This window comes from Isoptericola sp. F-RaC21, from assembly GCF_038593535.1.
GTDB lineage: Bacteria > Actinomycetota > Actinomycetes > Actinomycetales > Cellulomonadaceae > Isoptericola.
This window is the reverse complement of sequence record NZ_JBCFYX010000004.1, coordinates 688,759-713,422: the sequence shown is the minus strand read 5'-3', so window position 1 is coordinate 713,422 and position 24,664 is coordinate 688,759. Positions and strand designations below refer to the sequence as shown.

Here is a 24,664-nt window from a genome sequence, read left to right as displayed (position 1 = left end):
CGGGGTCGCGGCCGTGGTGGAATCGAGGGATGTTCGACCGACCCCGCACCCGCTTCGACCTCGTCCCCCGCCGCGTGCGCGTGCACGCCGTCACCGAGCTCACCGGCTCGATGCGCCGCACCACGTTCCGGGACGTCGACGGCGCCGACCCCGGCGCGCCGACGTCGCTCGCCGCCCTGCGGGCGCCAGGGCCGGAGGACCACGTCAAGGTCTTCCTGCCCGACCCGGCCACCGGCGAGCTGCACGCCCCCACGCTCGCCGCCGACGGCGGGCTGCAGCGTCCCACCGGCGTCGTGTCCATCTCGCGCGACTACACGGTCCGGGCCGTGCGGGTGGTCGACGGCGCGGCGGAGGTCGACGTCGACTGGGTGCTGCACGGCGACGAGGGCCCGGCGTCCGCGTGGGCGGCGCGCGCGGCGGAGGGCGACGAGGTCGTGCTGGCCGGCCCGCGCGGCAGCGTCGGGGTGCCGGACGGGATCGGCCGGCTGACGCTCGCCGGCGACGAGACCGGGCTGCCGGCCCTCGCGCGCTGGGTGGCCGCCGTCGGCGACGACGTCACCGTGACCGCGGTCGTCGAGATCGGCGACGACACCGACGAGGACTTCGTCGAGTCCGAGCTGGGCCGCGCCGACGTCGAGATCCTCTACCGCACGGACGGGCCGGGGCAGCTGGCCGAGGCCGTGCGGTCGCTGGGCGGGCTGGAGCCCGACGAGATGTTCGTCGGGCTCGGCGAGGCCGGCGACCTCGTGCCCGTGCGCCGCTACCTCCGGCGCGAGCTGGGCCTGCCCGCCGAGCAGGTGCAGATCTCCGGGTACTGGCGGCGCGGCACGGTCAACCTCGACCACCACCTGCCGTTGGACCCGAGCGACCCGGACTGAGGCTCGGTAGCGCCGGGCGTCAGGAAGGCGCGGCGGTCGACTCGCGGACGACGAGCTGCGTGGGCAGCACCACCGACGAGGTACCGGGCCGCAGCAGCAGGTCGACGGCGTGCTCCGCGGCCAGCGCGCGCGGCACGGAGACGCTGGTCAGGGGGTTGGCGAGGGTGGCGACGTCCAATCCGTCGAACCCGATCACGCTCATGTCCTTCGGCACGCGTACGCCACGGGCGGCGAGCCGGGACACCAGGCCGAGCGCCGTGATGTCGTTGTACGCGACAACGGCCGTGGCGCCCGTGGCGAGCAGCGCGTCCGCCACGGAGAAGCCGCCCTCGAACTGGTCCACCACGGGCCCGAGCATCACCTGCTCCACCTCGGGAACTTCCGCCTCGTAGCCGCGGCGGCGTTCGCGCGCGTTCCACGACCCGGCGGGCCCGGCGACGTACGCGATGCGCGCGTGCCCGAGCGCGCGGAGGTGGTCGAGTGCCTGCCGCATCCCGTCGTGCAGGGCGGCCGTGACGCTCGGCAGTCCCTCCACTTCGCGGTGCATGACGACGGCGGGCACCCCCGACAGCGCGGCGACCAGGCGCTCGTCGTCGGACCAGGGGGAGCACACGACGAAGCCGTCGACGTCGCGGCGCATCATCTCGACCGCCTCGAGCTCCGTCTCGGCCGAGAGGTTCGTGTCGGCGACGTAGACGGCGTGGCCGCGCGCCCGGGCGCGGTTCTGCGCCCCCTTCGCGATCTCGGCGAAGAACGGGTTGCGCAGGTCCGGCACGAGCAGGCCGAGGGCGTGCGTGCGCCCCGTCGACAGGTTCCGGGCGGCGCTGTTCAGGCGGTACCCGAGGCGGGCGGCGGCGTCCTCGACGCGCCGTCGGGTCTCGTCGCTGACGACGCCCTGCGGGGACAGCGCTCGCGAGACGGTGGAGGCGGAGATCCCGAGGTCGGCGGCGACGTCGTGGATCGTGGTGCGGCCGGTGGTGCGGGCGCTCATGCGGTGCGCCCCAGCGGTTCGACGGCGCGGGTGCTGGACCGCACGACGAGGTGGGTGGGGAGCACGACGGCGGCGTCGCCCACGGGCCGGCCCTCGACGAGGTCCACCAGCATGTCCACCCCGGTCCGCGCCGACGCGACGAGTGGCTGTGCGACGGTCGTGAGCCCCGGCGTGGCCATCGCGGCGGAGGGGACGTCGTCGTACCCGACCACGCTGAGGTCGTCGGGGACACGCACGCCCCGCGCGACGAGCCGGTGCAGCAGGCCCAGGGCGACGACGTCGTTGAACGCGAGGACGGCGGTGGCGCCGCTCGCGACGACGAGGTCACCCCCCGCGACGCCGCCCTCGAACCGGGCGGGCACCTGGCCCACGGTCCGCACGGCGACGCCGTCGGGCAGGTCGAGCGCGGCGATCGCCGTCCGGCGCAAGCCCGCGGACCAGGACTCGGGCGGCCCGTCGAGGTAGGCGATGTCCCGGTGCCCGAGCGCGACGAGGTTGTCGACGGCGAGGCGCACCCCCTGCGCGACGTCGCTGATGACGTACGGCACGTCGTCGCTGGTGCGGTGCAGCAGCACGGTGGGGCCGCGGGACGTGAGGCGGCCGAGCTGGTCGTCCGGGGTGCGCGGCGTGCACAGGAGGCTGCCGTCCACTCGGTCGGCGAGCGACGCGAGCATCTCGCTCTCGGCGCGCGGGTCGTCGTCGGTGTCGGTGACGAGGACGAGGTAGCCGAGCTCGTGAGCCCGTGCCTGGGCGCCGCGAACGAGGTCGGCGAAGAACGGGTTGGTGAGGTCCGGCACGATCATCGCGAGCTTCTTGGTGGCGCCGCCGCGCAGGCTGCTCGCCCAACGGTTGCGCCGGTAGCCGAGCTCCTCCGCGACGGCGAGCACGCGGGCGTGCGTCTCGGGGTCGACCGGGCCCGAGAGCGTGAACGCCCGCGAGGCGGTGGACGGGGACACGCCTGCGTGCCGCGCCACGTCGCGGATCGTGACTGCCATCGGTCGGCTCTCCTTCGAGGTTCGGCTCGCGCCGGGGCCACTGTCCCATCAGTGGTGGCGACGGCGGGCGAGGCCCACCCTATGCCACCTTGTGCCACCCGCCGTTCCATCGGTTTGTGGGACGGACTTGGCAACGAGTGGAATTGGTGCAACCCTTCCCATCGACGAAGCAGTCACCGGAACGACGCAGTTCATCCCGCCAGGCGCGGGACACCATCTCGACGGGGAGTTGATCTCGTGGCACTGACCACCGCCGTGCAGCCCACCCGGGCTCGTGGCGCCGCGCAGCCGCCGACGGCACGCGGCCGAAGGACCCGCCGGTCCGGACGGTCGGCGCCGTACGTGTTCATGACGCCGTGGATGCTTGGCGCCGCCCTGCTGACCATCGGGCCGATGCTCTACTCGCTGTACCTGTCGTTCACCGACTACGACCTGTTCAGCGCGCCGTCGTGGATCGGCCTCGACAACTACCGCGAGATGTTCGCCGACCCGCAGTTCTGGGCCTCGGCGAAGGTCACGCTCAAGTACGTGCTCCTGTCGGCCCCGCTCAAGCTGGTGCTCGCGCTGCTCGTCGCGATGCTCCTGGCGCGACCCCGCAAGGGGCTCGGCTTCTACCGGTCCGCGTTCTACGCGCCGAGCCTGCTGGGCGCCTCTGTGTCCGTGGCGCTCGTGTGGCGAGCCCTCTTCTCCGACGGCGGCACCGTCGACCGCGGCCTGTCCGCCATCGGCATCCACACCGGCGGATGGGTCGACAACCCGTCCTACGCGCTCTACACCCTGGTGCTGCTCGCCGTGTGGCAGTTCGGCGCGCCGATGGTCATCTTCCTCGCCGGGCTCAAGCAGATCCCGCCCGAGCTGTACGAGGCCGCGTCGCTCGACGGCGCCGGCTCGTGGCGCCGGTTCTCCAGCGTCACGCTGCCGATGCTGTCGTCGGTGATCTTCTTCAACCTCGTGCTCGAGATCATCCACGCGTTCCAGTCGTTCACCGGCGCGTTCGTCATCAGCGGCGGCCGCGGAGGCCCTGCCGACTCGACGCTCTTCTACACGCTGTACCTGTACCAGAAGGGCTTCACCGACTTCGAGATGGGCTACGCCTCCGCCCTCGCCTGGGTGCTGCTCGCCGTCATCGGCGTCGCCACCCTGATCGTCTTCAAGACCGCCAACTTCTGGGTCTTCTACACCGCCGAGGAGAAGTGATGGCCGCCGTCGACACGATCCCCGCCTCGCACGCATCGCAGACGCCGCCCGCCCGTGCTGTGGCGGTCCGCAGCCGCGCGGTCCGCAGCACCGGCTGGCACCTGTTCATGCTGCTCGCGCTCGTCGCGCTGCTGTTCCCGCTCGCCTGGCTGGTCTCGGCGTCCTTCAAGTCGAGCGGTGAGATCTTCACGACGACGAGCTTCTGGCCGCAGGAGTTCACGCCGGCCAACTGGACCGACGCGCTCGATGGCGCCGGGGGCCTGACGTTCTGGCAGCTCCTGGCGAACTCGCTGATCCTGTCCACCCTGACGGTGATCGGCAACGTCGCCTCGTGCGCCCTCGCCGGCTACGCCCTGGCGCGGATGCGGTTCCGCCTGCGCGGCCCGTTCTTCGCGTTCACCATCGTCACGCTCATGCTGCCGATGCACGTGGTGCTAATCCCGCAGTACATCATCTTCCAGCAGCTCGGCCTCATCGGGACGTTCCTGCCGCTCGTGCTGCCGAAGTTCCTCGCCACCGAGGGCTTCTTCGTCTTCCTCGTCATCCAGTTCGTGCGCGGCATCCCGCGCGAGCTCGACGAGGCCGCGCTCGTGGACGGCGCCGGACCGTACCGGACCTTCTTCTCGGTGATCCTGCCGCTCATCCGGCCGGCCCTCATCACCACCGCGATCTTCTCGTTCATCTGGAGCTGGAACGACTTCTTCGGCCAGATGATCTTCCTCAACAAGCCGGAGACGTACACGCTCCAGCTGGGGCTGCGGCTGTTCATCGATCAGTCCAGCACGTCGTCCTACGGGCCGATGTTCGCGATGTCCGTGCTCGCACTGCTGCCGATCCTGTTGTTCTTCCTGGTCTTCCAGCGCTATCTCGTGGACGGCGTCGCGACCTCGGGGCTCAAGGGATGAGCGCCCTCGTGCGCCGGCTGCGCCGCCCCGACGCGCACCGCACCTACGCGGGCCGGTTCGTGGCCTTCACGGACGCGCTGCTGCTGGGCATGCTCGTGGTCGCGGGCGCCCTGCCCGTGGTCACGTGGTTCGTGGCGCTCGCCGCTGGCGCCGACCTGGTGCGGTCCCGCGAGGAGCGCGACGTCACCGTCGGCGCCCGCCAGTACGCCCGGCGCTGGGTGGCCGCGCTCCGGTCCGGAGCGGCCGGCGTCGTCGTGCCGACCCTCGCGCTGCTCGTCGTCATCGCCGACGCCTACGCGGTACGCGCCGGCCTCGGCGGGCCGGCCGCCTTCGCGGCGACCGCCGCCGCCGTCGTCGTCGGGACGATCGCGCTCCGCGTCGCGGCCGCCTGGCGCCCGAGCACGTCGTGGGCGGACGCCGCCCGCGACGGCATGGTCCACGCCCGCGAGGACCTCCCCGGCACCGCGCTCCTTGCGGTCGCCGTGCTGATCGTGGCGGCGCTCGTGCAGTGGATCCCCCCGCTGCTCGTCGTCGTCGCCGGGCCGCTGTGCGTCGCGGCCGCCGCAGTCACCGCCCGTCGTCGTGGCGACACGGGCTCCACGTCTGATGGAACAGAGCTCCTGTGATGGAGCGACGAAGGAGGATGGTCATGGCTTCAGGTACCGGCTCGCGACGGGGCGCGCTGGTCGCCGTCGGCGCGGCGCTCTCGATGGTGGCGCTCACGGCGTGCGGCGTGGGGGGCGCGGGCGGTTCGTCCGACGACGACGGCGACGTCACCCTCACCTTCCAGTGGTGGGGCAACGACGACCGCGCGGCGGCGACCGAGAAGGTCGTGGACCTCTACGAGAAGAAGCACCCCGGGGTGACGATCGAGACTTCGTTCGCCCCCGACACCAGCTACTGGGAGAAGATGGCCACCCAGGTGGCCGGCGGCAACACGCCCGACATCTTCCAGATGAAGTTGGAGTACTTCAAGGAGTACCAGCAGCGCGGCGTCATCGCCGACCTCACGCCGTATACCGAAGGTGACGACCCGGCGCTGCGCACCGACACGACGGCTCCCATGGCCCTCGCCGCCGGGAAGATCGACGACAAGGTCTACGGGATGCCGACCGGCAGCTCCACGCAGGCGTTCTTCTACGACGCCGCCGCGTGGAAGAAGCTCGGCCTCGACGCGCCGGCCGACGGTTGGACGTGGGACGACCTCGTCGCCGCCGGCGAGAAGGTGCAGAAGGAGACCGGCGGCAAGCAAGCCGTCATGGCCGACTTCGGCAACGAGCAGGCGTGGTTCGAGTCGTGGCTGCTGCAGCGCGGCAAGAGCGTCTACACCGACGACGGCGCGCTGAACTTCACCGAGGCGGATCTCGAGGAGTTCTGGAACTTCACCTCCGGCCTCGCGAAGGACGGCGTCCTCACCCCCGCGTCGGTCACCACGGCCAACGACCGCACCACGGCGAACTCGCCGCTGGTCAAGGGCAAGGCGCTCGGCGAGCTCAACGACGTCTCCCTCGCCTCCGCCTACTTCGACGCGTTCGGCGAGGTGGCCATGGCGCCGATCCCCGCCGACGAGGGCGCGAAGACCACCGGCCAGTACGCCGGCGTCACCCAGCTGCTCACCGTGGCCAAGACGAGCGAGCACGCCGAGGAGGCCGCGAAGTTCGTGGACTTCTTCCTCAACGACCCCGAGGCCGGCAAGATCCTCGGGATCACGCGCGGCATGCCCGCGAACCAGAACGTGCTGTCCGACATCGCGACCGGCTTCGAGGCCGGCGACAAGGCGACCTACGACTTCGAGCAGAAGATGGCGCCGACCGTCATCGCGAAGCCGCCGGTCGCGCCCGAGGGCGGTTCGCAGAGCCTGACCGACTTCAAGAGCGAGTACGACCAGGTCATCTTCGGCAAGCTCTCCGTGAAGGACGCCGCGGCGGACATGTTCCAGAAGTTCCAGGACAACATCTCCTGACGCGCGTCTTCTGAACCGGTCGGGGCGGGCGGCGCCGTCGTCCGCCCCGCGCCGTCCGTCCCGCCTGAACCCCCGCCTGACCCCACCGCCCGCAGCGCCACCCGTGGTGGCGTTCCGTGGCATGCCCAGAACCATGCTCAGAAACGAGGACCCGCATGGACACCGGCGCCGTGCCGCACTACCGCAACCCCGTCGTCGACGCGGACTACTCCGACCCCGACGTGATCCGCGTGGGCGACGAGTACTGGATGGTCGCGTCCAGCTTCAACCTCGCCCCCGGCCTTCCGCTGCTGCGCTCGGACGACCTCGTGCACTGGGAGCACGTGGTCAACGCCCGCCCCGCGCTCGCGCCGACGGACCACTTCGACGTCCCCAGGCACGGCGGCGGCGTGTGGGCGCCGAGCCTGCGGCACCACGACGGGGCGTTCCACATCGTGTTCCCCGACCCGGACCACGGCATCTTCGTCACCAGCGCCACCGACCCTCGAGGCGAGTGGAGCGCGCCGCACCGGCTGCTGCCCGGCGTCGGGCGCATCGACCCCTGCCCGCTGTGGGCGCCCGACGGCCGCACGTTCCTGGTGCACGGGTGGGCGCGCAGCCGCGCCGGGTTCAAGAACCGGCTCACCGTGGTCGAGGTGTCGAGCGACCTGCGCGACGTCGTCGGAGCGCCGCGCGACGTGCTCGACGGCGAGCAGATCGAGGGATTCCACACCCTCGAGGGTCCCAAGTTCTACGCCCGCGACGGCTGGTACTGGATCTTCGCCCCCGCCGGCGGTGTCGCCACCGGATGGCAGACGGTGTTCCGCTCCCGGTCCGTGTGGGGACCGTACGAGCACCGCATCGTGCTCGCGCAGGGCGACACCGACGTCAACGGCCCGCACCAGGGCGCGTGGGTCGACACCCCCGCAGGCGAGGACTGGTTCCTGCACTTCCAGGACCGCGGCCCCGCCGGGCGCGTCGTGCACCTGCAGCCCATGCGGTGGGACGACGACGGCTGGCCGCGCATGGGCGCGCCCGGCCCGGGCGACGGCATCGGGCAGCCGGTCGTGACGCATCCCGTGCCGGCAGGTGGCACGCGCCCCGGGCCGGCGCGCCGCCTGCCGTACGCCGACGACCCGTTCACCGGGCCGCTGCGCCCGCAGTGGGCGTGGGAGGCCAACCCGGCCGACGACTGGTCCGAGGGGCCCGCCGACGGTCGGCTGACCCTGCGCGCCGTCCCCGACGACGGCGGCGACCTGCGGACTCTCGGGCACGTGCTGGGGCAGCGTGTCCCCGGCCAGGCGGCCACGGTGGAGGTGACCGTCGACGGGTCCGGGCTGCTCGGTGACGGGGTGGCGCCCGACGGCGCCCGCGCCGGGCTCGTGCTCCTGGGCCGCGAGTACGCGTGGATCGGCGTGGAGCGGACCGACGGCGCGCTGCGGCCCGTGGTGCGGATGTCCGGCGCGCCGGGGGCGCAAGAGATCCCCGTCGTCGTCGGCGATCCCGTCTCCGAGCCGCTGCGGCTGCGCGTGCGGATCGAGGGAGACCCCGATTCTCCCCTCGCCACGCTCGCCTGGTCGACGGACGGCGCGCGGTGGACCGCGACCGTTGACCCGATCCCGCTCACGGTCGGGCACTGGGTCGGCGCGCGCGTCGGGCTGTTCGCCGCCGCGCCGTGGGGCGGGCCCGGCGACGGGACCGCCGTCGTCGGCCCGCTGACCGTCGTTGTGGACGACGAGAGCTCCCCGGGTGCGACCCGGGAACGCGAGGCGGCGCTGACCGCCTCGCAGTGACGGCTCCCGCCGTCGGACGTTTCAGTTTTTGCACCGAGCTCGAGGAGGAGAAGGTGAAGGACGCACGAATCCGACGCAGGCCCTGGGGGGCCCTCGTCGTCGCGCCGCTGCTGGCGGGAACGATGGCGGGCGCGATACTCGCACCCGCCGCGGCCGCCGCGCAGAAGGACGAGCCGCAGGCCACCTCGCCCGTCAACGTCGACCGCGCCCCGGACGGCGCGCAGGTACTGGCGCAGTCCGTGGGCGAGGTGAGCGGCGGCGCCGGGCACCGGCTGCACGCCACCCTGGTGTGGGGTCGGCCGGCCGGCGCGGACCGCTTCGTCGACTACGCCGTGTACTCGGCCGACCGGTCCGCCGACGGCGGCACGTTCTCGCGCGCCCGGCTCGTGGGGCGGGCGGGCCAGGACGCCCACCTGCCCGCGCAGCGCGCGTTCGACGTGTTCTACGCCGACCCGGACAACGCCGACGCCGTGCGCGTCGCGCCGCAGAACATCGTGCTCGACGACCTGAGCCGCGACCGGGAGTACCGGTTCGAGGTCCGGGGCGTGACGGCCGACGGGACGCAGGTGCCGCTCGACAGCGCGTACACGACGAGCGTCGTGACGCCGGCGAAGCCCGCGAAGCAGTTCGTCGTCACCGAGCACGGGTACGGCGGCGTGCCCGCCGTCCGCTCCGCCGCCGACGGCGGCGCTCTCGTCCAGACCGCCGCGCTGCAGCGGGCCATCGATGATGCGGCCGCTTTCGCCGTCGCCGTGCCGGACCGCTCCGCCGAGGTGGTGGTGCCCGCCGGCGACGAGCTGCGCTCCACGGCGCTGCACCTGGCCAGCGGCGTGACGCTGCGCGTGGACGGCACGCTCAAGGCGTCCCTCGACCTCGACGGGTACGTGCCGGAGGGGACCAAGTTCACTGCAGTGAACGCGGAGAAGTACCTCAACCTCATCAACGTCGACGGCACCAAGGACGAGCGCCTGCAGAACGTGCGCATCGTCGGCACCGGCGTCATCGACGGGCAGGGGTGGAAGTACCGCACAGACGGCGAGGCGCCCGACGTCGAGTACGCCGACCAGCTCGGGCTCGAGCAGTCGCGGGAGAGCACCTGGCGGACTGTCGCCGAGAACGGCCTGCTCGCGGGCGAGGTCTACCGGTCGTGCGTCGCCGCCGGCGGTCCCGAGGGCGACGACGCCTGCTACAAGAAGCGCGCGAACCTCGTCGAGGGCGAGTACGTGGACCACCTGTACATCGGCGACGGGCTTCGGCTGCAGAACTCCTCCAACACCGTCACCGGGTTCAAGTACCTCACCGACTACGTCGTCAACGGCGTCACGATCCAGTCGTTCAACTCGAACAACGGCGACTCCGTCAACGTGGCCCGCTTCAAGGGCTTCACCGCGCTGAACAACGTCATCAACTCCGGTGATGACAACCTGGTCATGAACGCCGGCAACAGCTCCGAGTACGACAAGAACGGCGACGCGGCGGTCGCCGGATCCGCGTGGGTGTTCGACAACTACATGGCGCGCGGGCACGGCGGCGTCGCATTCGGCAGCGGCACCGCGTCGTGGATCGACAACGTGCTCGTGGAGAACAACGTCTTCGTCGGCACCAGCGACGGCATCCGCGCCAAGTCCAAGCCGGGCTCCGGCGGCGGCGTCCGCTTCGTCACCGTGCGGAACATCGCGATGAAGAACCTCACCAACCTCGTGGGCGGCAAGGTCGACCCGCTCACCGTCGGCTACCAGATGGACGGCGCGCCGTTCATCTTCACCACCCACTACCCGGGCGACTACCAGGCGACCCGTTGGCCGTCCTTCCACGACTGGGACGTCTCGCACGTCACCGTGGACGGCAGCCGCACCGCCGGGATCGTCGTCGACGGCATCCACGACGACGCGAAGATGGCCGCCGCGGGGCTGGAGTTCATCCCCAGCAACAACCTGCACTTCCGTGACGTGCACTTCCGCGGCGCCGGCGTCCCGCTCGTCGACGGGCTGCGCGACTCCACCTTCGACGACGTCACGTTTGCCGACGCCGACGGCGCGTCCGTCGCGCACCCGTGGACCAACGCCGAGGACGTCGCGGGCGTCACCGCCGACGGCGTTCCCGTCGCCGGGGCGGACCAGACGTTCGCCGTCACGTCGGGCGACGGCGCGGTCGTCGGAGCCGACGACGAGCTGCGCGTCGTCACCGAGGGCTCCTTCACCCGCCTGTACACGAACACGCTCCCCGAGGACGTGTACACGCGCACCGGAACCGTGAGCATCGACGGCGTGCCCGTGGCCGACGACCTGTACCCGCGGTTCGCCCCGAAGACCGACGACCTCGCGCTCGTCGAGGGGTCCGACGCCGCGCTCGGTCTCGCGCCGCGCTCGCACACCAACATCGGCTCCGTCATCACGCTGCGCCGGCCGCTGCTGGACGGGCTCGCACCCGGCGAGCACACGCTCCGCGTGGACTACACCAACGGCGCCGCCTCCGCGACGTTCACCGTCGCCGGCGGGGAGGAGAACTGACATGAGCACCCGACCCAACCGCCGGCAGTTCCTCGCCCTGGGGGGCCTCGCCGCTGCCGCGGTGACCCTGCCGGTGACGCTGCCCGCGACGTCCGCCTCCGCGGACGCCCTCGACGGCGACCCGATCCCCTTCGCCGGCGACCCCTGGCACCGCGCCGACCGCGTCGTGCGGTCCGTGCGCCGTCCGCGGATCCCGGCTCGGTCCGTCGCCGTCACCGACTTCGGCGCCGTCGGCGACGGCGTCACCGACGCCACCGGGGCGTTCCGGGACGCGATCGCGTGGCTCACCGAGCGCGGCGGCGGGCGCGTCGTCGTGCCGGCGGGCGACTATCTGACCGGCGCGATCCACCTCGAGAGCCGCATCGACCTGCACGTCGCCGAGGGCGCCACGCTGCTGTTCTCGACCGACCCCGCCGCGTACCTGCCCGTCGTGCCGACGCGCGACGGCGGCATCGAGTGCATGAACTACTCCCCGTTCATCTACGCCCACGGCAAGCATGACGTCGCGATCACCGGCACCGGCGTGCTCGACGGGCAGGCTGACGACGCGCACTGGTGGCCCTGGGCCGGCAAGAAGAACCACGGCTGGGTGCCCGGCATGCCCACAGCGAGCGCCGCCGTGGCGCGGCTCGAGGCGATGGTCGACGCCGGGGTGCCCGTCGCCGAGCGGGTCATGGGAGAGGGCAGCTACATCCGCCCGTCGCTCATCGAGACCAACGGCTGCGAGCGGGTGCTGATCTCCGGTGTCACCGTGCACCGCACGCCGAACTGGCAGATCCACCCCGTGCTGTGCACCGACGTGACCGTGGAGAACGTCGTCGCCAGCAGCCACGGCCCCAACAACGACGGCTGCGACCCCGAGTCGTGCCGCCGCGTGCTGATCCAGGGGTGCACGTTCGACACCGGTGACGACTGCATCGCCATCAAGGCCGGCAAGAACACCGACGGCCGTCGCGTCAACGTGCCCACCGAGGACGTGGTCATCCAGGACTGCACCTTCCTCATGGGGCACGGCGGCATCACCATCGGCAGCGAGATGACCGGCGGGGTGCGCGGGCTGTACGCGCGGGACTGCGTCATCGAGAGCACCGAGCTCAACCAGGGCGTGCGGCTCAAGACCAACTCCCTGCGCGGCGGCTTCATCGAGGACGTGCACGTCAAGAACGTCACGATGACGAACGTCGCCGACTCCGTGCTGCTCGTCGACTTCACCTACGGCGAGGGCGAGGGGCACGGCTTCAACCCCGTCGTCCGGAACATCTCGCTGGAGAACGTCACGGTCGGAACCGCCAAGTACCCCGTGTACGCCGCCGGGTACGACGACGACCACATCTCCGGGATCACGCTGCGCAACGTCCGCGTCGACAAGGCGTCCGCGCAGAGCGTGTTCCGCAACTGCGACGACGTCACGTTCCAGGACGTCGTCGTCAACGGGGCGCAGGTCACCGCTCCGTGAGCCGTCGCTGGGGTCGGGCCGTGGGCCGACCCCAGCGTCAGGCGGCGGCGCTCTGCGTCTCGCCGCGCAGGGCGTCGATCTGCTCCTGCAGCGTGGACAGCAGGTCGGCGACCTTCTCGGAGCCGTTCTCGCGTGCCTCGCCGGTGACGTGCTTGACCTCGGCCGACGCCGCCTCGAGGGCCACCTGCGCGTCCTCGAGGGCGACGACCGCGCCGTCCTTCGACTGCTCGGCCTGCGCCAGGGCGCCGCGCGCCTCGTCGGTCGCGGCCTGGGCGGAGGCCATGGCGTTCGTGACGTCGGTGCGGAGCTGGGCGGGGATGCCGGTCACCTGCTGCTCGATGCGCTGCAGGTCGGAGTCGATGGCCTCCGCCTGGCTCTGGGCGTCGGCGATGAACTGTTCGACGTCGGCGGGGGCGGAACACGCGCCGAGCATCATCGCGAGGGCGAGGAGGCTCGCCGCGGCGAGACGGGTCGTCGTCTTGCCCTTCGTGGTGCTCGTCGTCGCTGACGTCATGGCCACGATTGTGCCCGGTCTACCTGAACGTTCGCCTACCGTCCTGTGGAGATCTTGGACACACGGGCCCAGGATGACGCCATGAGCGCACTGGCGACGGCCGAGCTGACCGCGATCTACACGGACCTGCACGCCCACCCCGAGCTCGGCTATGCCGAGCACCGCACGGCGGGGATCGTCGCCAACCGGCTGCGTGGCTGGGGCTACGACGTGCACGAGGGCATCGGCGGCACGGGCGTCGTCGGAGTCCTGGCCAACGGTGCGGGCCCGCGGGTCCTGCTGCGCGCGGACATGGACGGCCTGCCGGTGACCGAGCGCACCGGCCTGTCGTACGCGTCCACCGACACGGCCGTGACGCCGGAGGGACGCCAGTCGGGCACCATGCACGCCTGCGGCCACGACGTGCACACCACGTGCCTGCTCGGTGCGGCCGCCACCCTCGCCGGCGCGCGGGACGACTGGGCGGGCACCCTCGTGGTCCTGTTCCAGCCGGCGGAGGAGCTCGGCAGCGGCGCCCGGGCGATGGTCGACGACGGCCTCTACCGCCGCATCCGCGTCGTGCCCGACGTGGTGCTCGGGCAGCACGTCATGCCCCTGCCCGTCGGCGTGGTGAGCCTGACGGCGGGCACGGCGATGGCCGCGGCGGACTCGCTGCGCATCACGCTGCACGGCGCCGGCGGGCACGGGTCGAGCCCCGAGGCGACCGTCGACCCCGTGGTGATGGCCGCCGCGGCCGTGATGCGCCTCCAGGGCATCGTGGCGCGCGAGGTCGGCGCGACCGAGTCCGCGGTGGTCACCGTCGGCTCCGTGCAGGCGGGGACGCAGGCGAACGTCATCCCCGACCGGGCCCAGCTGCTGGTCAATGTCCGAACCTTCGACACCGGCGTCCGGGAGCGGGTGCTCGCCGCGATCCGCCGCATCGTGGACGCGGAGGCGGCCGCGTCCGGTGCGCCGCAGCCGCCGGAGTACGAGTCGACCGCGGCGTTCGCCCTCACGGCCAACGACCCGGAGGCCTCCGAGCGCACCCGCGCGGTCCTCGACCGCGCGCTGGCCGACGAGCGCTCGCGGATCGAGGCCGCGGGCGGCAGCCCGCACGTCGTGAGCCTGCCGCCGATGCCGGGCTCCGAGGACGTGGGCGAGCTCGCCACCGCGGCCGGCGCACCGCTCGTCTACTGGTTCCTCGGGGGGTTCGACCCCGCCCTGTTCGCCGGCTTCGACCTGGCGGGCGCCACCGGGCTCGGCGGACTGCCCGCCGGCGTCGCGTCCAACCACTCGCCGTTCTTCGCCCCGACGGCCGAGCCCACGCTCGACGTCGGGGTCGCGACGCTCGTGGCCGCGGCCCGGGAGTGGCTGGACTGACGCGCCCGGGCGGGTCTCGTAGAGTCTTCCGGCACCCGAGCGCGAGGAGACCCCGCACGATGAGCACGACCGACCCCCATCTGGCACGCCGCGATCTCGACGGTGGCCGTCGGGCCGGGGGCCTGCTCGCCCTCGTGCTGACCGGGCTGCTGCTCCTGGCCGCGGGCGGTGCGGCCGGGTACGCCGTCGCGGCGTTCTTCGACACGTTCCGGGACATGAACATCAACAGCGTCTTCTCCGACGCGGAGTCGTCGATGCTGCTGGGGTGGGGAGCGCCGGTCGCCGTCGTCGGCTCCCTCGTCGCCTTCGGCCTGCACGGCAACGCGCGGCGCGCGTGGTTCGGGTCCGGGGGCGAGAACCGCGGGATCGGCCAGGGCACCGTGTGGGGCCTGGGCATGGTCGCGGTGCTGTGGTGGGCGACCCTCACGCAGTGGGTCCGGCCCGACCAGGTCGGGGTCGCCGTCGACCCGACCTTCGGGCAGGACGAGGCCTGGGGCGTCGGCGAGTGGATCTGGTACACGATGCAGTGGTGGCTGCCCGGCCTGATCACCCTGGTCGTGCTGTACAACGCGCTCCCGGTGCGCCGGACGGCCGAGGACCGTCGCCGCGCCGCCGTCGCCCGGCTCCTGACGACCGGTCGCCGCGTGCCCGGCGAGGTGACGCACGTGCAGGGCATGGCCGCCCAGCCCGGCACGTACAGCATCCTCAAGTGGACGTTCCGCTTCACGGACCTGCAGGGCCAGCAGCGCTGGGTGGAGCGCACGGAGACCTTCCCGTCGGTGGCCGTGCCGCGCGTCGGCGACACCGTCCAGGTGCTGTTCGACGCCGAGCACCCCGGCGACCGCAAGCAGATCTTCGCCGCCCTCGGCGACGGCGAGAAGGCCGAGGAGTACGTGCGCAAGAGCGTCGGCTGACGCCCCTCACCGGGCGCCCAGGCGCCTGCTGATCTCCGCGGCGGCGCGGCCGGCGGCGTCGGCGAGCTCGTCGCGACGCGCGTCGTCGACGTCGTCGGACCAGAACGTCAGGGCGACCCCCGCCACCGGGTGACCGGTGTGGTCGAGCGCCGCGTGCGCGACGGACGCGAGGCCGGGCGTGACCTCGCCGTCCTCGGTGGCGTGGCCGCGGCGGCGGGTGTCGCGCAGCACCTCGCGCAGGTCGCGCAGCGTGCGCGGCCCGACGCCGGTGCGGTCCGCGAGCGCCGCCGCCGACGGGAACAGCGCCCGCACCTGCGCGGCGGGCAGCAGGGCGAGGACGGCGCGCCCGCTGGCGGTGAGCTGGCTGGGCAGGCGCACGTCGACGTCGGTGACGAGGCTCGGCCGGTGCGGCGCGCGCTGCTCCACCAGGTACAGCACCTCCCGGCCGTGCAGGACGGCGAGGTGCGCGCTCTCGCCCGTCGTCTCGACCAGCCGCGCGACGACGGGGCGCGCCAGCCGCGCGAGCGGCGCCTGCCGCGCGTACGCCGAACCCAGCGACAGCGCCGCCGTCCCCAGCCCGTACCGGTGCTCCTCCGGCAGGTGGGTCACGAAGCCCTCGTCCACCAGCACGGACAGCAGGTGGTAGACGGTGGACCGCGGCAGGCCCAGGTGCTGCGCGACCGCCGCCGCCGGGACCGGGCCCGCCTGCGCGGCGAGGAACGTCAGCACCCGGAGCGTGCTGCGCGCCGCGGGGACGTCCGCCATCGTGCCTCCTGCCCCCCATCGCTGGTTGAGCTTGTCGAAACCCGGTTCTCGGTTTCGACAGGCTCAACCAGCGGGCGGGGTGTCTGGGATCTCAGACTGAACCTGACCGGAACCCGTGTCCAGCGCGCCGTCGACGGTGTGTGCTGGCGGCATGACCGTCACCACGTCCCGCGCCGTCGTCGAGCACCGTGTCGTCGAGCTCGGCGGAGATCCCCTGACCGTCGACGAGGTCGTCGCCGTCGCCCGCCACGGCGCGCAGGTGCGCCTGACCGACGCCGCGCTGGCGGCGATGGCCGCGAGCCGGGCCGTCGTCGAGGACCTCGCCGACGACGCCCGCCCGCACTACGGCGTCTCCACCGGCTTCGGGGCGCTGGCGCGCCGGCACATCCCCACGGACAAGCGCGCGCAGCTCCAGCTCGGGCTGGTGCGGTCGCACGCCGCGGGCACCGGGCCGGAGGTGGAGCGCGAGGTGGTGCGGGCGCTCCAGCTGCTGCGGCTGGCGACCCTCGCCACCGGACGCACCGGTGCGCGCCCGGTCGTCGCGGAGACGTACGCGGCGATGCTCAACGCCGGGATCACACCGGTGGTGCACGAGTACGGGTCGCTCGGGTGCTCCGGCGACCTCGCGCCGCTCGCGCACGTCGCCCTCGCCGCGCTCGGTGAGGGGCCGGTGCGGGTTGCGAAATCGGGGGACGCCGACGGCGAGCTCGCCGACGCCGCCGCAGCGCTCGCGGCCGCCGGCATCGCGCCCCTGGAGCTGCGCGAGAAGGAGGGGCTGGCCCTCATCAACGGCACCGACGGGATGCTCGGGATGCTGTGCCTCGCGCTCGACGACCTGCGCCGCCTGGTGACGACGGCGGACGTCGCGGCGGCCTCCAGCGTGGAGGCGCTGCTCGGCTCGGACGCGCCGTTCGCCGAGGACCTCGTCGCGATGCGGCCGCACCCGGGGCAGGCGGCGTCGGCGGCGAACCTGCGGTCGCTGCTCGCCGGCTCGCCGGTGGTCGCGAGCCACCGGACCCTCGACGCCGACGGGCGCCCCGAGTGCACCCGCGTGCAGGACGCGTACTCGCTGCGCTGCGCGCCGCAGGTGCACGGGGCGGCGCGCGACACCGTCGAGCACGCGGCGACCGTCGCGGGGCGCGAGCTGGCGTCGGCCATCGACAACCCCGTCGTCACGGTGGACGGGCGCGTGGAGTCCAACGGCAACTTCCACGGCGCGCCCGTCGCGTACGTGCTGGACTTCCTCGCCGTCGCGGTGGCCGACGTCGCGAGCATGAGCGAGCGCCGCACCGACCGGTTCCTCGACGTCGCGCGCAACGAGGGACTGCCCGCGTTCCTCGCCGACGACCCGGGCGTCGACTCCGGCCTGATGATCGCCCAGTACACGGCCGCCGGGATCGTCTCGGAGCTCAAGCGGCTGGCCGCGCCCGCGAGCGTCGACTCCATCCCGTCGTCGGCCATGCAGGAGGACCACGTGTCCATGGGCTGGGCCGCCGCTCGCAAGCTGCGCCGCGCCGTCGACGGCCTGGGCCGCGTGCTCGCCGTCGAGCTCATGACCGCCGCACGCGCCCTCGATCTGCGCTGCACCCCGGAGTCCGGCCTGGAGCCCGCGGCCGGCACCGGTGCCGTCCACGCGCTGCTGCGCACCGCCGTCCCCGGCCCCGGGCCGGACCGGTTCCTCGCCCCCGAGATCGACGCCGTGACGCGGCTCGTCGCCGACGGCGAGGTCGTCGCCGCCGCGAGCGCCGCCGTCGGCCCGCTCCGCTGACCTGATCCACGCCTGAAGACCCACGCCTGAAGGAGACGACGATGTCCCACGAGCTCGGCACTCCCGTCCCCGTCCGTGCGCCGCGCGGCACGACGCTCACCGCCCGCAGCTGGCAGACCGAGGCGCCGCTGCGGATGCTCATGAACAACCTGGACCCGGAGGTGGCGGAGCGGCCCGACGACCTCGTCGTCTACGGCGGCACGGGTCGCGCCGCGCGCGACTGGCCGAGCTACCACGCCATCGTCCGCACCCTCACGACGCTGGCCGACGACGAGACGCTGCTGGTGCAGTCCGGCAAGCCGGTGGGCGTGCTGCGCACGCACGAGTGGGCGCCGCGGGTGCTCATCGCCAACTCGAACCTCGTGGGCGACTGGGCCACCTGGCCGGAGTTCCGCCGGCTCGAGGCGCAGGGCCTGACGATGTACGGGCAGATGACGGCCGGGTCGTGGATCTACATCGGCGCGCAGGGGATCCTCCAGGGCACGTACGAGACGCTCGCCGCGGTGGCCCAGAAGATCGCGGGTTTCGACGGGCTCAACCACCGGGACGGGACGCTCGCCGGGACGCTGACGCTCACGGGCGGGTGCGGCGGCATGGGCGGAGCGCAGCCGCTGGCCGTGACGCTCAACGGCGGCGCGTGCCTCGTGGTCGACGTCGACCGGTCGCGGCTGGAGCGGCGCGTGCGCGAGCGCTACCTCGACGAGGTCGCGGACGACCTCGACGACGCCGTCCGCCGCGTGGAGGCGGCGCGCACCGAGAAGCGCGCGCTGTCCGTCGGCGTGGAGGGCAACAGCGCGGAGGTCGTGCCGGAGCTGCTGCGCCGCGGCGTCGAGGTGGACGTCGTCACGGACCAGACGTCGGCGCACGACCCGCTGTCGTACCTGCCGGTGGGCGTCTCGGTGGCCGAGTGGCACGACTACGCCGCCGCCAAGCCGGAGGAGTTCACCGACCGGGCGCGCGAGTCGATGGCCCGGCACGTCGAGGGCATGGTCGGCTTCCTCGACGCCGGGGCCGAGGTGTTCGACTACGGCAACTCGATCCGCGACGAGGCGCGACGCGGCGGCTACGACCGGGCGTTCGACTTCCCCGGCTTCGTGCCCGCGTACATCCGGCCGCTGTTCGCCCAGGGCAAGGGGCCGTTCCGCTGGGCCGCGCTGTCGGGCGACCCGCGCGACATCGCCGCTACGGACCGCGCGGTGCTGGATCTCTTCCCGGAGAACGACCACCTGCACCGCTGGATCCGCGCCGCCCAGGAGCGCGTCACGTTCCAGGGCCTGCCGGCGCGCATCTGCTGGCTCGGGCACGGCGAGCGCGACCGTGCGGGGCTGGCGTTCAACGACCTCGTCGCCTCCGGGGCGGTGAGCGCGCCCGTCGTCATCGGCCGCGACCACCTCGACGCCGGGTCCGTCGCGTCCCCGTACCGGGAGACGGAGGGCATGGCCGACGGCTCCGACGCCATCGCCGACTGGCCGCTGCTCAACGCGCTCACCGCCGCGTCGTCGGGCGCCACGTGGGTGTCGCTGCACCACGGCGGCGGCGTCGGGATGGGCCGATCGATCCACGCCGGGCAGGTGTCCGTCGCGGACGGCACCGACCTCGCCGCGCAGAAGCTGGCGCGCGTGCTGTCCAACGACCCGGGGCTCGGGGTGCTGCGGCACGTCGACGCCGGGTACGACGACGCCGCGGCCGCCGCCGCGCGGGGCGGGCTGCGCGTGCCCATGCTGGAGGGCGACGAGCCTGCACCCGAGCGAGAGGCGTGACGTGCGCGAGGTGGAGCACCCGGGCGGGTCGCACCCGGCCACGCTGATCCTCGGGATCGGCGAGCTCACGACCAACGCCCCCGAGGCGGTGGGCCTCGACCCGGTGGACGACCCGACGGGCATGATCCGGGACGCCGCGCTGCTGCTCGACGGCGGCCGCGTGGCCTGGGCGGGCCCGGAGAGCTCCTGCGCCGACGGCGTCGAGCGGGCGCTCGGGCGCGCGCCGGACCGCGTCGTCGGGGTCGAGGGGCGTGCCGTCGTGCCCGGCTTCGTCGACTCGCACACGCACCTGGTGTTCGCCGGCGACCGGTCGGCCGAGTTCGAGGCGCGCATGGCCGGCCGCCCGTACGCCGCGGGCGGCATCCGCACCACGGTCGCGGCCACGCGGGCGGCGTCGGACGACGAGCTGCGCGCGACCCTGCGCCGGCACGTCGACGAGGCGCTCACGCAGGGCACGACGACGCTCGAGGTCAAGAGCGGCTACGGCCTGTCCGTCGCCGACGAGGAGCGGTCCGTGCGGCTCGCGGCCGAGATCACCGACGAGGTGACGTTCCTCGGCGCGCACGTGGTGCCCCCCGAGCTCGCCGGCGACGGCGACGGTGCCGACGCCTACGTCGACCTCGTCGTCGGCGACATGCTCGCGGCCTGCGCCCCGCACGCCCGCTGGGTCGACGTGTTCTGCGAGACCGGCGCGTTCACGCCCGAGCAGTCGCGGCGCGTGCTGGAGGCCGGCGCCGCCGCGGGGCTGGGTGTGCGGGTGCACGCGAACCAGCTCGGGCCGGGGGAGGGCGTGCGGCTCGCCGTCGACCTCGGTGCCGCCGCCGTCGACCACTGCACCTACCTGTCCGACGACGACGTCGCGGCGCTCGCGGCGTCGTGGGCGGCGTCGGGACCGGGCGCTGGCGCGCAGGGGACCGTCGCGACGCTGCTGCCCGGCGTCGAGTTCTCCACCCGCCAGCCGTACCCCGACGCGCGCCGCCTGCTCGACGCCGGCGCCGTCGTCGCGCTGGCCAGCGACTGCAACCCCGGCTCGTCGTACACGAGCTCCATGCCGCTCATGGTGGCGCTCGCCGTCCGTGAGACGGGCATGACCGTCGCCGAGGCGGTCTGGGCCGCCACGGCCGGCGGCGCCCGCGCGCTGCGACGCGACGACGTCGGGCACCTCGCGCCCGGCGCTCGCGCCGACGTCGTCGTCCTCGACGCGCCGAGCCGCACCCACCTCGCCTACCGCCCCGGCGTCCCGCTCGTGCACGGGGTGTGGAAGGACGGCCATCCCGCGAGGTAGTCGAGACCTCCGCGAGGTAGTTCAGATCCCCGCGAGGTAGTTCCGGAGCTCGCGAGGCAGTTCGAGACTCCGTGAGGTAGTTCGACAGGCTGCATTGAGACACCTTTTGTGGCCTTTGCCCGAACTACCTCGCGGGGATCTGAACTACCTCGCCACGCTTCGAACTACCTCGGCAGAACCGGTACTACCTCGGGCGGGTCGCGAGGCCGGCGAGGACCTCCAGGACGCAGAGCGCGGCGAGGCGGACGGTGCGGCCGTCGGGGGCGTCGGCGGTGGCGTCCACCTCGGCGAGGTCGACGGAGCGGACGCGCGGGTCGACGGCGGCGGCGCGGACGAGCGCGCGCAGCTCCCACGCCGCGAGCCCGCCGGGCACGGAGGCGGGACAACCGGGCGCGACGGAGCGGTCGCAGACGTCGACGTCCACGTCCAGGTGCACCGGGCCGCCCGCGGCGCCGGCGACGTCGAGGGCCTCGCGGACGACGTCGCCCAGGCCGGCGGGGCCGGCCCCGCGGGCGCGCAGGTCGTCGAGCGTCACGACCGTGATCCCGAGGTCGCGCACCCGCCGCGCGTAGGCGGCGGAGTTGGCGAAGTCCGCGATCCCGACCTGCACGATGCGCGCCGGGTCCAGCCCGGCCTCGATCAGCCGCCGCACGGGCGACCCGTTGGAGACGCCGTCGCGCAGGTCGTGGTGGGCGTCGAAGGTGACCAGGCCTGCCGTCGGGAGGTCGTCGCCCCACGCGCCCAGCGCCACCGGCACGGTGAGCGCGTTGTCCCCGCCCAGCGCGACGACGGCGCGGGCGCCGCGCCGGTCCCGACCCAGCGTGGCGGCGACGGCGGCCCGCGCCCGGGCCTCGCCGTCCGGCCCGTCCGGCTCGGCGACGTCGCCGTGGTCGACAACGGTCAGCTCGCCCAGGTCGACCGGGGCGCCGGGTCTCGATTTGCTCGACCAGCGGGGCATCAGAGCGGGGCTGTAGCGGCGTAAGGCGTCCCGCACGGCGGCGGGCGTCGCGTGCGCGCCCGTCGCGGACAGCGACGTGCGCCAGGTGGGGACGCCGATCAGGGCGAGGGCTGCGGGAGTGCCGGCGTCGTCGGACGGCGCGGGCCAGCCGCCGGCGCGGGGCCAGAGCGGGTCGTGGGGCAGGGGAGCGGACGTCACCCGCCGACCGTACGACCACGATGAGGTGCCTCACACCCCCGGGGGATCCCCTGGGCATCGTGGTATCCCGCTGCTAGGGTCTGGCATTCGTGGGTTCGATACCTACGTTCGATCGCGTCGATCATTCGATCGCCCGGTCCCCCTCTTCCTCGATCCGTGCATGGAGCTCCCGTGGCTGTCAGCGTTCCCGTGAGGCGTCTCCTCACCGCGCGTCTCGACGTCGACTTCCGTCGCGTCGCCAGCGCGCTGTGTCGCTGACCGCTCCGCGTCGCTGACCGCGCGCCGACGTCGTCGCCGCCGCCGACGTCGCCCCGACGCCCCACGCGTCCCCCGCACAGCCTCCTGTGCACCCCGTCCTCCCGGACGACCGCCTCGTGCCGTCGTCCACCCCCAGGCGCCCCGCGCGCCCGAGGCGAAAGGTTCCTCCGTGTCCTCCGCAACCAAGATCCCCGGCGCGCAGCCGCGCGCCCGCAAGGGTCTGCGCTTCCCGTCGTTCTCGGTCCAGATCATCCTGGGCCTCGTGCTGGGCGTGCTGCTCGGCTGGCTCGCGCTGTCGATGGGCCCGCAGGCCGACGGCGAGACGCCCAACGGCCTGACGACGACTCTCGACACCATCGGCTCGTCGTTCGTCACCCTGCTCAAGGCGATCGTGCCGCCGCTGGTCTTCACCGCGATCGTCGCGTCCATCGCGAACCTGCGCACCGTCACCAACGCGGCCCGCCTGGCAGGCCAGACGCTGCTGTGGTTCGCGATCACGTCCGCGATCTCCGTGGCGATCGGCATCGGCCTCGGCCTGATCTTCCAGCCCGGCCACAACACGACGCTGACCGTCGCCGACGGCGAGGGCGCGCCGTCCAGCACCGGGTCCTGGCTCGACTTCCTCAACGGCCTCATCCCGACCAACGTGCTCGGCCTGGGCGCCTCGACCCAGGTGGAGGCCGGGGCCGACGGCGCGCTGAGCGCCGAGACCGGCATCAGCTTCAACGTGCTGCAGATCCTCGTGGTCGCGCTCGTCATCGGCATCGCCGCGCTGAAGTCCGGCGCCAAGGCCGACCCGTTCCTCGCCTTCAACAAGTCCGCCCTGGCGATCGTGCAGAAGGTGCTGTGGTGGATCATCCGCCTCGCCCCGCTCGGCACGCTCGGGCTCATCGGCAACGCGGTCGCCACCTACGGCTGGGAGTCGCTGCGCTCGCTCGCGTCGTTCGCGGTCGCCATCTACGTGGGCCTCGCGCTGGTGCTGTTCGTCGTGTACCCGATCCTGCTGCGCTCCAACGGCCTCGGCGTCATCAGCTGGTTCAAGGGCGCGTGGCCGGCGATCCAGCTCGCGTTCGTCTCGCGCTCGTCCGTGGGCACGATGCCCGTGACGCAGCGCGTCACCGAGCGCAACCTGGGCGTGCCGAGCGAGTACGCGTCGTTCGCGGTGCCGCTGGGCTCGACGACGAAGATGGACGGCTGCGCCTCGATCTACCCGGCGATCTCCGCGATCTTCGTGGCGCAGATCTTCGGCATCGACCTGTCGATCACGGACTACCTGCTCATCGCGTTCGTCTCCGTCGTGGGCTCCGCCGCGACCGCCGGCCTCACCGGCGCCGTCGTCATGCTGACCCTGACGCTGTCCACCCTGGGCCTGCCGCTGGCCGGCGTCGGCCTGCTGCTGGCCATCGACCCGATCCTCGACATGGGCCGCACCGCGGTGAACGTCGCGGGGCAGACGGTGGTCCCGACGATCGTCGCCAAGCGGGAGGGCATCCTCGACCTCGCGCAGTACCGTGCCGCGTCGTCGGAGCACCTGTTCGACGAGGACGAGGCGACGGACGAGGCCGTGCAGGACCAGTCCGCCCAGGACGAGTCCGCGAAGGACGACGCCGGCCGCGAGCCGGTGGGGGCCGGCGCGAACGCCTGACGTCCCGAGCACGACGGAGGCCCGGCGGGGACACCCGCCGGGCCTCCGTCGTGCTCCGGGCTACCGGGCGAGGTCGGCTGCCGCCACCAGGCCCGCGCAGGGCACCGCGAGGACGTCGCCGCGGCGCAGGTCGCGCGGCAGCGGCACGACCGGCCCGCGGCGGCCGGGCGACGGGTGCACCGTGAACGGGCGGGCGGGCTCCGCCGACGCCCGACCGACGAGCCGCGCGCGGTCGAGCAGGACGACGCAGCCGCCGAGGTCGGCGTCGAGCCAGGCCTGGCGTGACTCGCCGCCGAGCGGCGGGACGGCGTCCTCCACCCGTGCCAGGACGACGGTCCGCGCGGGGGCGTCGCCCCAGAACCGGTCGACGCGCGTGACGTCCGCGCCCACCGGCACGTACACGCGGGGCGTGGGGTAGTGCTCCGCGAGCCGGGCCAGGCTGGTGCCGTCGACGAGCACGTCGTCGCGGGTGAGCTCGGTGCCCTCCGGCCATCCCTCGAGGGCCGCGCGCCGGGGGCGCGCCAGGGTGGTGAGCAGCGTCGTGAAGGTCATGCCTCCGGTCTACTGCGGCCC

Annotated in this window: 20 protein-coding genes; 14 read left to right on the top strand and 6 right to left on the bottom strand. The window is 73.5% G+C overall.

Annotation, left to right across the window (positions count from 1 at the left end; translation table 11 throughout):
* Positions 1-29: 29 nt before the first annotated feature.
* Complete coding sequence (locus tag AAG589_RS18105) at positions 30-878, top strand: siderophore-interacting protein (RefSeq protein WP_430568668.1); 849 nt, start codon at positions 30-32, stop codon at positions 876-878.
* Positions 879-897: 19 nt separating this feature from the next.
* Here AAG589_RS18105 and AAG589_RS18100 read toward each other — a convergent pair whose 3' ends face one another.
* Positions 898-1,869 (bottom strand): LacI family DNA-binding transcriptional regulator, encoded by a 972-nt coding sequence (locus AAG589_RS18100; protein ID WP_430568667.1) that lies wholly within the window; start codon positions 1,867-1,869, stop codon positions 898-900.
* Complete coding sequence (locus AAG589_RS18095) at positions 1,866-2,864, bottom strand: LacI family DNA-binding transcriptional regulator (RefSeq protein ID WP_430568666.1); 999 nt, start codon at positions 2,862-2,864, stop codon at positions 1,866-1,868. Before AAG589_RS18095 ends, AAG589_RS18100 begins: the two co-directional genes overlap by 4 nt.
* Positions 2,865-3,101: 237 nt before the next feature.
* Between AAG589_RS18095 and AAG589_RS18090 the strand changes: the two genes are divergently transcribed.
* The 7 genes from AAG589_RS18090 to AAG589_RS18060 all read left to right on the top strand — a co-directional run bounded on the left by AAG589_RS18090 (position 3,102) and on the right by AAG589_RS18060 (position 12,667).
* Positions 3,102-4,061, top strand: coding sequence for a carbohydrate ABC transporter permease (locus AAG589_RS18090; protein WP_446719761.1), 960 nt, complete (start codon positions 3,102-3,104; stop codon positions 4,059-4,061).
* A complete protein-coding gene (locus tag AAG589_RS18085; RefSeq protein WP_430568665.1) occupies positions 4,061-4,966 on the top strand; it encodes a carbohydrate ABC transporter permease in 906 nt (301 codons plus the stop codon). Before AAG589_RS18090 ends, AAG589_RS18085 begins: the two co-directional genes overlap by 1 nt.
* On the top strand, positions 4,963-5,592 hold the full coding sequence (locus AAG589_RS18080) for a hypothetical protein (protein ID WP_430568664.1): 630 nt from the start codon (positions 4,963-4,965) through the stop codon (positions 5,590-5,592). The genes AAG589_RS18085 and AAG589_RS18080 overlap by 4 nt, the downstream gene beginning before the upstream one ends.
* Positions 5,593-5,615: 23 nt before the next feature.
* On the top strand, positions 5,616-6,929 hold the full coding sequence (locus AAG589_RS18075; protein ID WP_430568663.1) for an ABC transporter substrate-binding protein: 1,314 nt from the start codon (positions 5,616-5,618) through the stop codon (positions 6,927-6,929).
* Between the two features lie 155 nt (positions 6,930-7,084).
* On the top strand, positions 7,085-8,701 hold the full coding sequence (locus tag AAG589_RS18070) for a glycoside hydrolase family 43 protein (RefSeq protein ID WP_430568662.1): 1,617 nt from the start codon (positions 7,085-7,087) through the stop codon (positions 8,699-8,701).
* A 53-nt stretch (positions 8,702-8,754) separates the two neighbouring features.
* On the top strand, positions 8,755-11,211 hold the full coding sequence (locus AAG589_RS18065; RefSeq protein WP_430568661.1) for a glycoside hydrolase family 28 protein: 2,457 nt from the start codon (positions 8,755-8,757) through the stop codon (positions 11,209-11,211).
* A 1-nt stretch (position 11,212) separates the two neighbouring features.
* Positions 11,213-12,667 (top strand): glycoside hydrolase family 28 protein, encoded by a 1,455-nt coding sequence (locus tag AAG589_RS18060; RefSeq protein WP_430568660.1) that lies wholly within the window; start codon positions 11,213-11,215, stop codon positions 12,665-12,667.
* A 37-nt stretch (positions 12,668-12,704) separates the two neighbouring features.
* On the opposite strand, the gene AAG589_RS18055 is transcribed toward AAG589_RS18060, so the two are convergent.
* Positions 12,705-13,181 (bottom strand): hypothetical protein, encoded by a 477-nt coding sequence (locus AAG589_RS18055; RefSeq protein ID WP_430568659.1) that lies wholly within the window; start codon positions 13,179-13,181, stop codon positions 12,705-12,707.
* A gap of 81 nt (positions 13,182-13,262) precedes the next feature.
* Here AAG589_RS18055 and AAG589_RS18050 point away from each other — a divergent pair, with 81 nt between their 5' ends.
* On the top strand, positions 13,263-14,540 hold the full coding sequence (locus AAG589_RS18050; RefSeq protein ID WP_430568658.1) for an amidohydrolase: 1,278 nt from the start codon (positions 13,263-13,265) through the stop codon (positions 14,538-14,540).
* 59 nt (positions 14,541-14,599) lie between these two features.
* Positions 14,600-15,454, top strand: a complete 855-nt coding sequence (locus AAG589_RS18045; RefSeq protein ID WP_430568657.1) for a DUF3592 domain-containing protein — start codon at positions 14,600-14,602, stop codon at positions 15,452-15,454.
* A 6-nt stretch (positions 15,455-15,460) separates the two neighbouring features.
* On the opposite strand, the gene AAG589_RS18040 is transcribed toward AAG589_RS18045, so the two are convergent.
* Positions 15,461-16,219, bottom strand: coding sequence for an IclR family transcriptional regulator (locus AAG589_RS18040; protein ID WP_430568656.1), 759 nt, complete (start codon positions 16,217-16,219; stop codon positions 15,461-15,463).
* A 151-nt stretch (positions 16,220-16,370) separates the two neighbouring features.
* Here AAG589_RS18040 and hutH point away from each other — a divergent pair, with 151 nt between their 5' ends.
* From hutH to hutI, 3 genes are read left to right on the top strand one after another with little or no spacing between them, the layout of a single operon-like run.
* The gene (gene hutH / locus AAG589_RS18035) at positions 16,371-17,987 is read left to right on the top strand and encodes a histidine ammonia-lyase (RefSeq protein WP_430568655.1); all 1,617 of its coding nucleotides are present in this window, start codon (positions 16,371-16,373) and stop codon (positions 17,985-17,987) included.
* 41 nt (positions 17,988-18,028) lie between these two features.
* Positions 18,029-19,747, top strand: a complete 1,719-nt coding sequence (hutU, locus tag AAG589_RS18030) for a urocanate hydratase (RefSeq protein WP_430568654.1) — start codon at positions 18,029-18,031, stop codon at positions 19,745-19,747.
* Position 19,748: 1 nt separating this feature from the next.
* Positions 19,749-21,032, top strand: coding sequence for an imidazolonepropionase (gene hutI, locus AAG589_RS18025; protein ID WP_430568653.1), 1,284 nt, complete (start codon positions 19,749-19,751; stop codon positions 21,030-21,032).
* 184 nt (positions 21,033-21,216) lie between these two features.
* On the opposite strand, the gene AAG589_RS18020 is transcribed toward hutI, so the two are convergent.
* Positions 21,217-22,188 carry an arginase family protein gene (locus AAG589_RS18020; RefSeq protein ID WP_430568652.1) on the bottom strand — a complete coding sequence of 324 codons (972 nt, stop codon included), beginning with the start codon at positions 22,186-22,188 and terminating at the stop codon, positions 21,217-21,219.
* 427 nt (positions 22,189-22,615) lie between these two features.
* Here AAG589_RS18020 and AAG589_RS18015 point away from each other — a divergent pair, with 427 nt between their 5' ends.
* On the top strand, positions 22,616-24,091 hold the full coding sequence (locus tag AAG589_RS18015; protein WP_446719760.1) for a dicarboxylate/amino acid:cation symporter: 1,476 nt from the start codon (positions 22,616-22,618) through the stop codon (positions 24,089-24,091).
* Between the two features lie 60 nt (positions 24,092-24,151).
* Here the strand turns inward: AAG589_RS18015 and AAG589_RS18010 are convergent, their stop codons facing one another.
* The gene (locus AAG589_RS18010) at positions 24,152-24,643 is read right to left on the bottom strand and encodes a hypothetical protein (RefSeq protein ID WP_430568651.1); all 492 of its coding nucleotides are present in this window, start codon (positions 24,641-24,643) and stop codon (positions 24,152-24,154) included.
* Between the last annotated feature and the right edge of the window lie 21 nt (positions 24,644-24,664).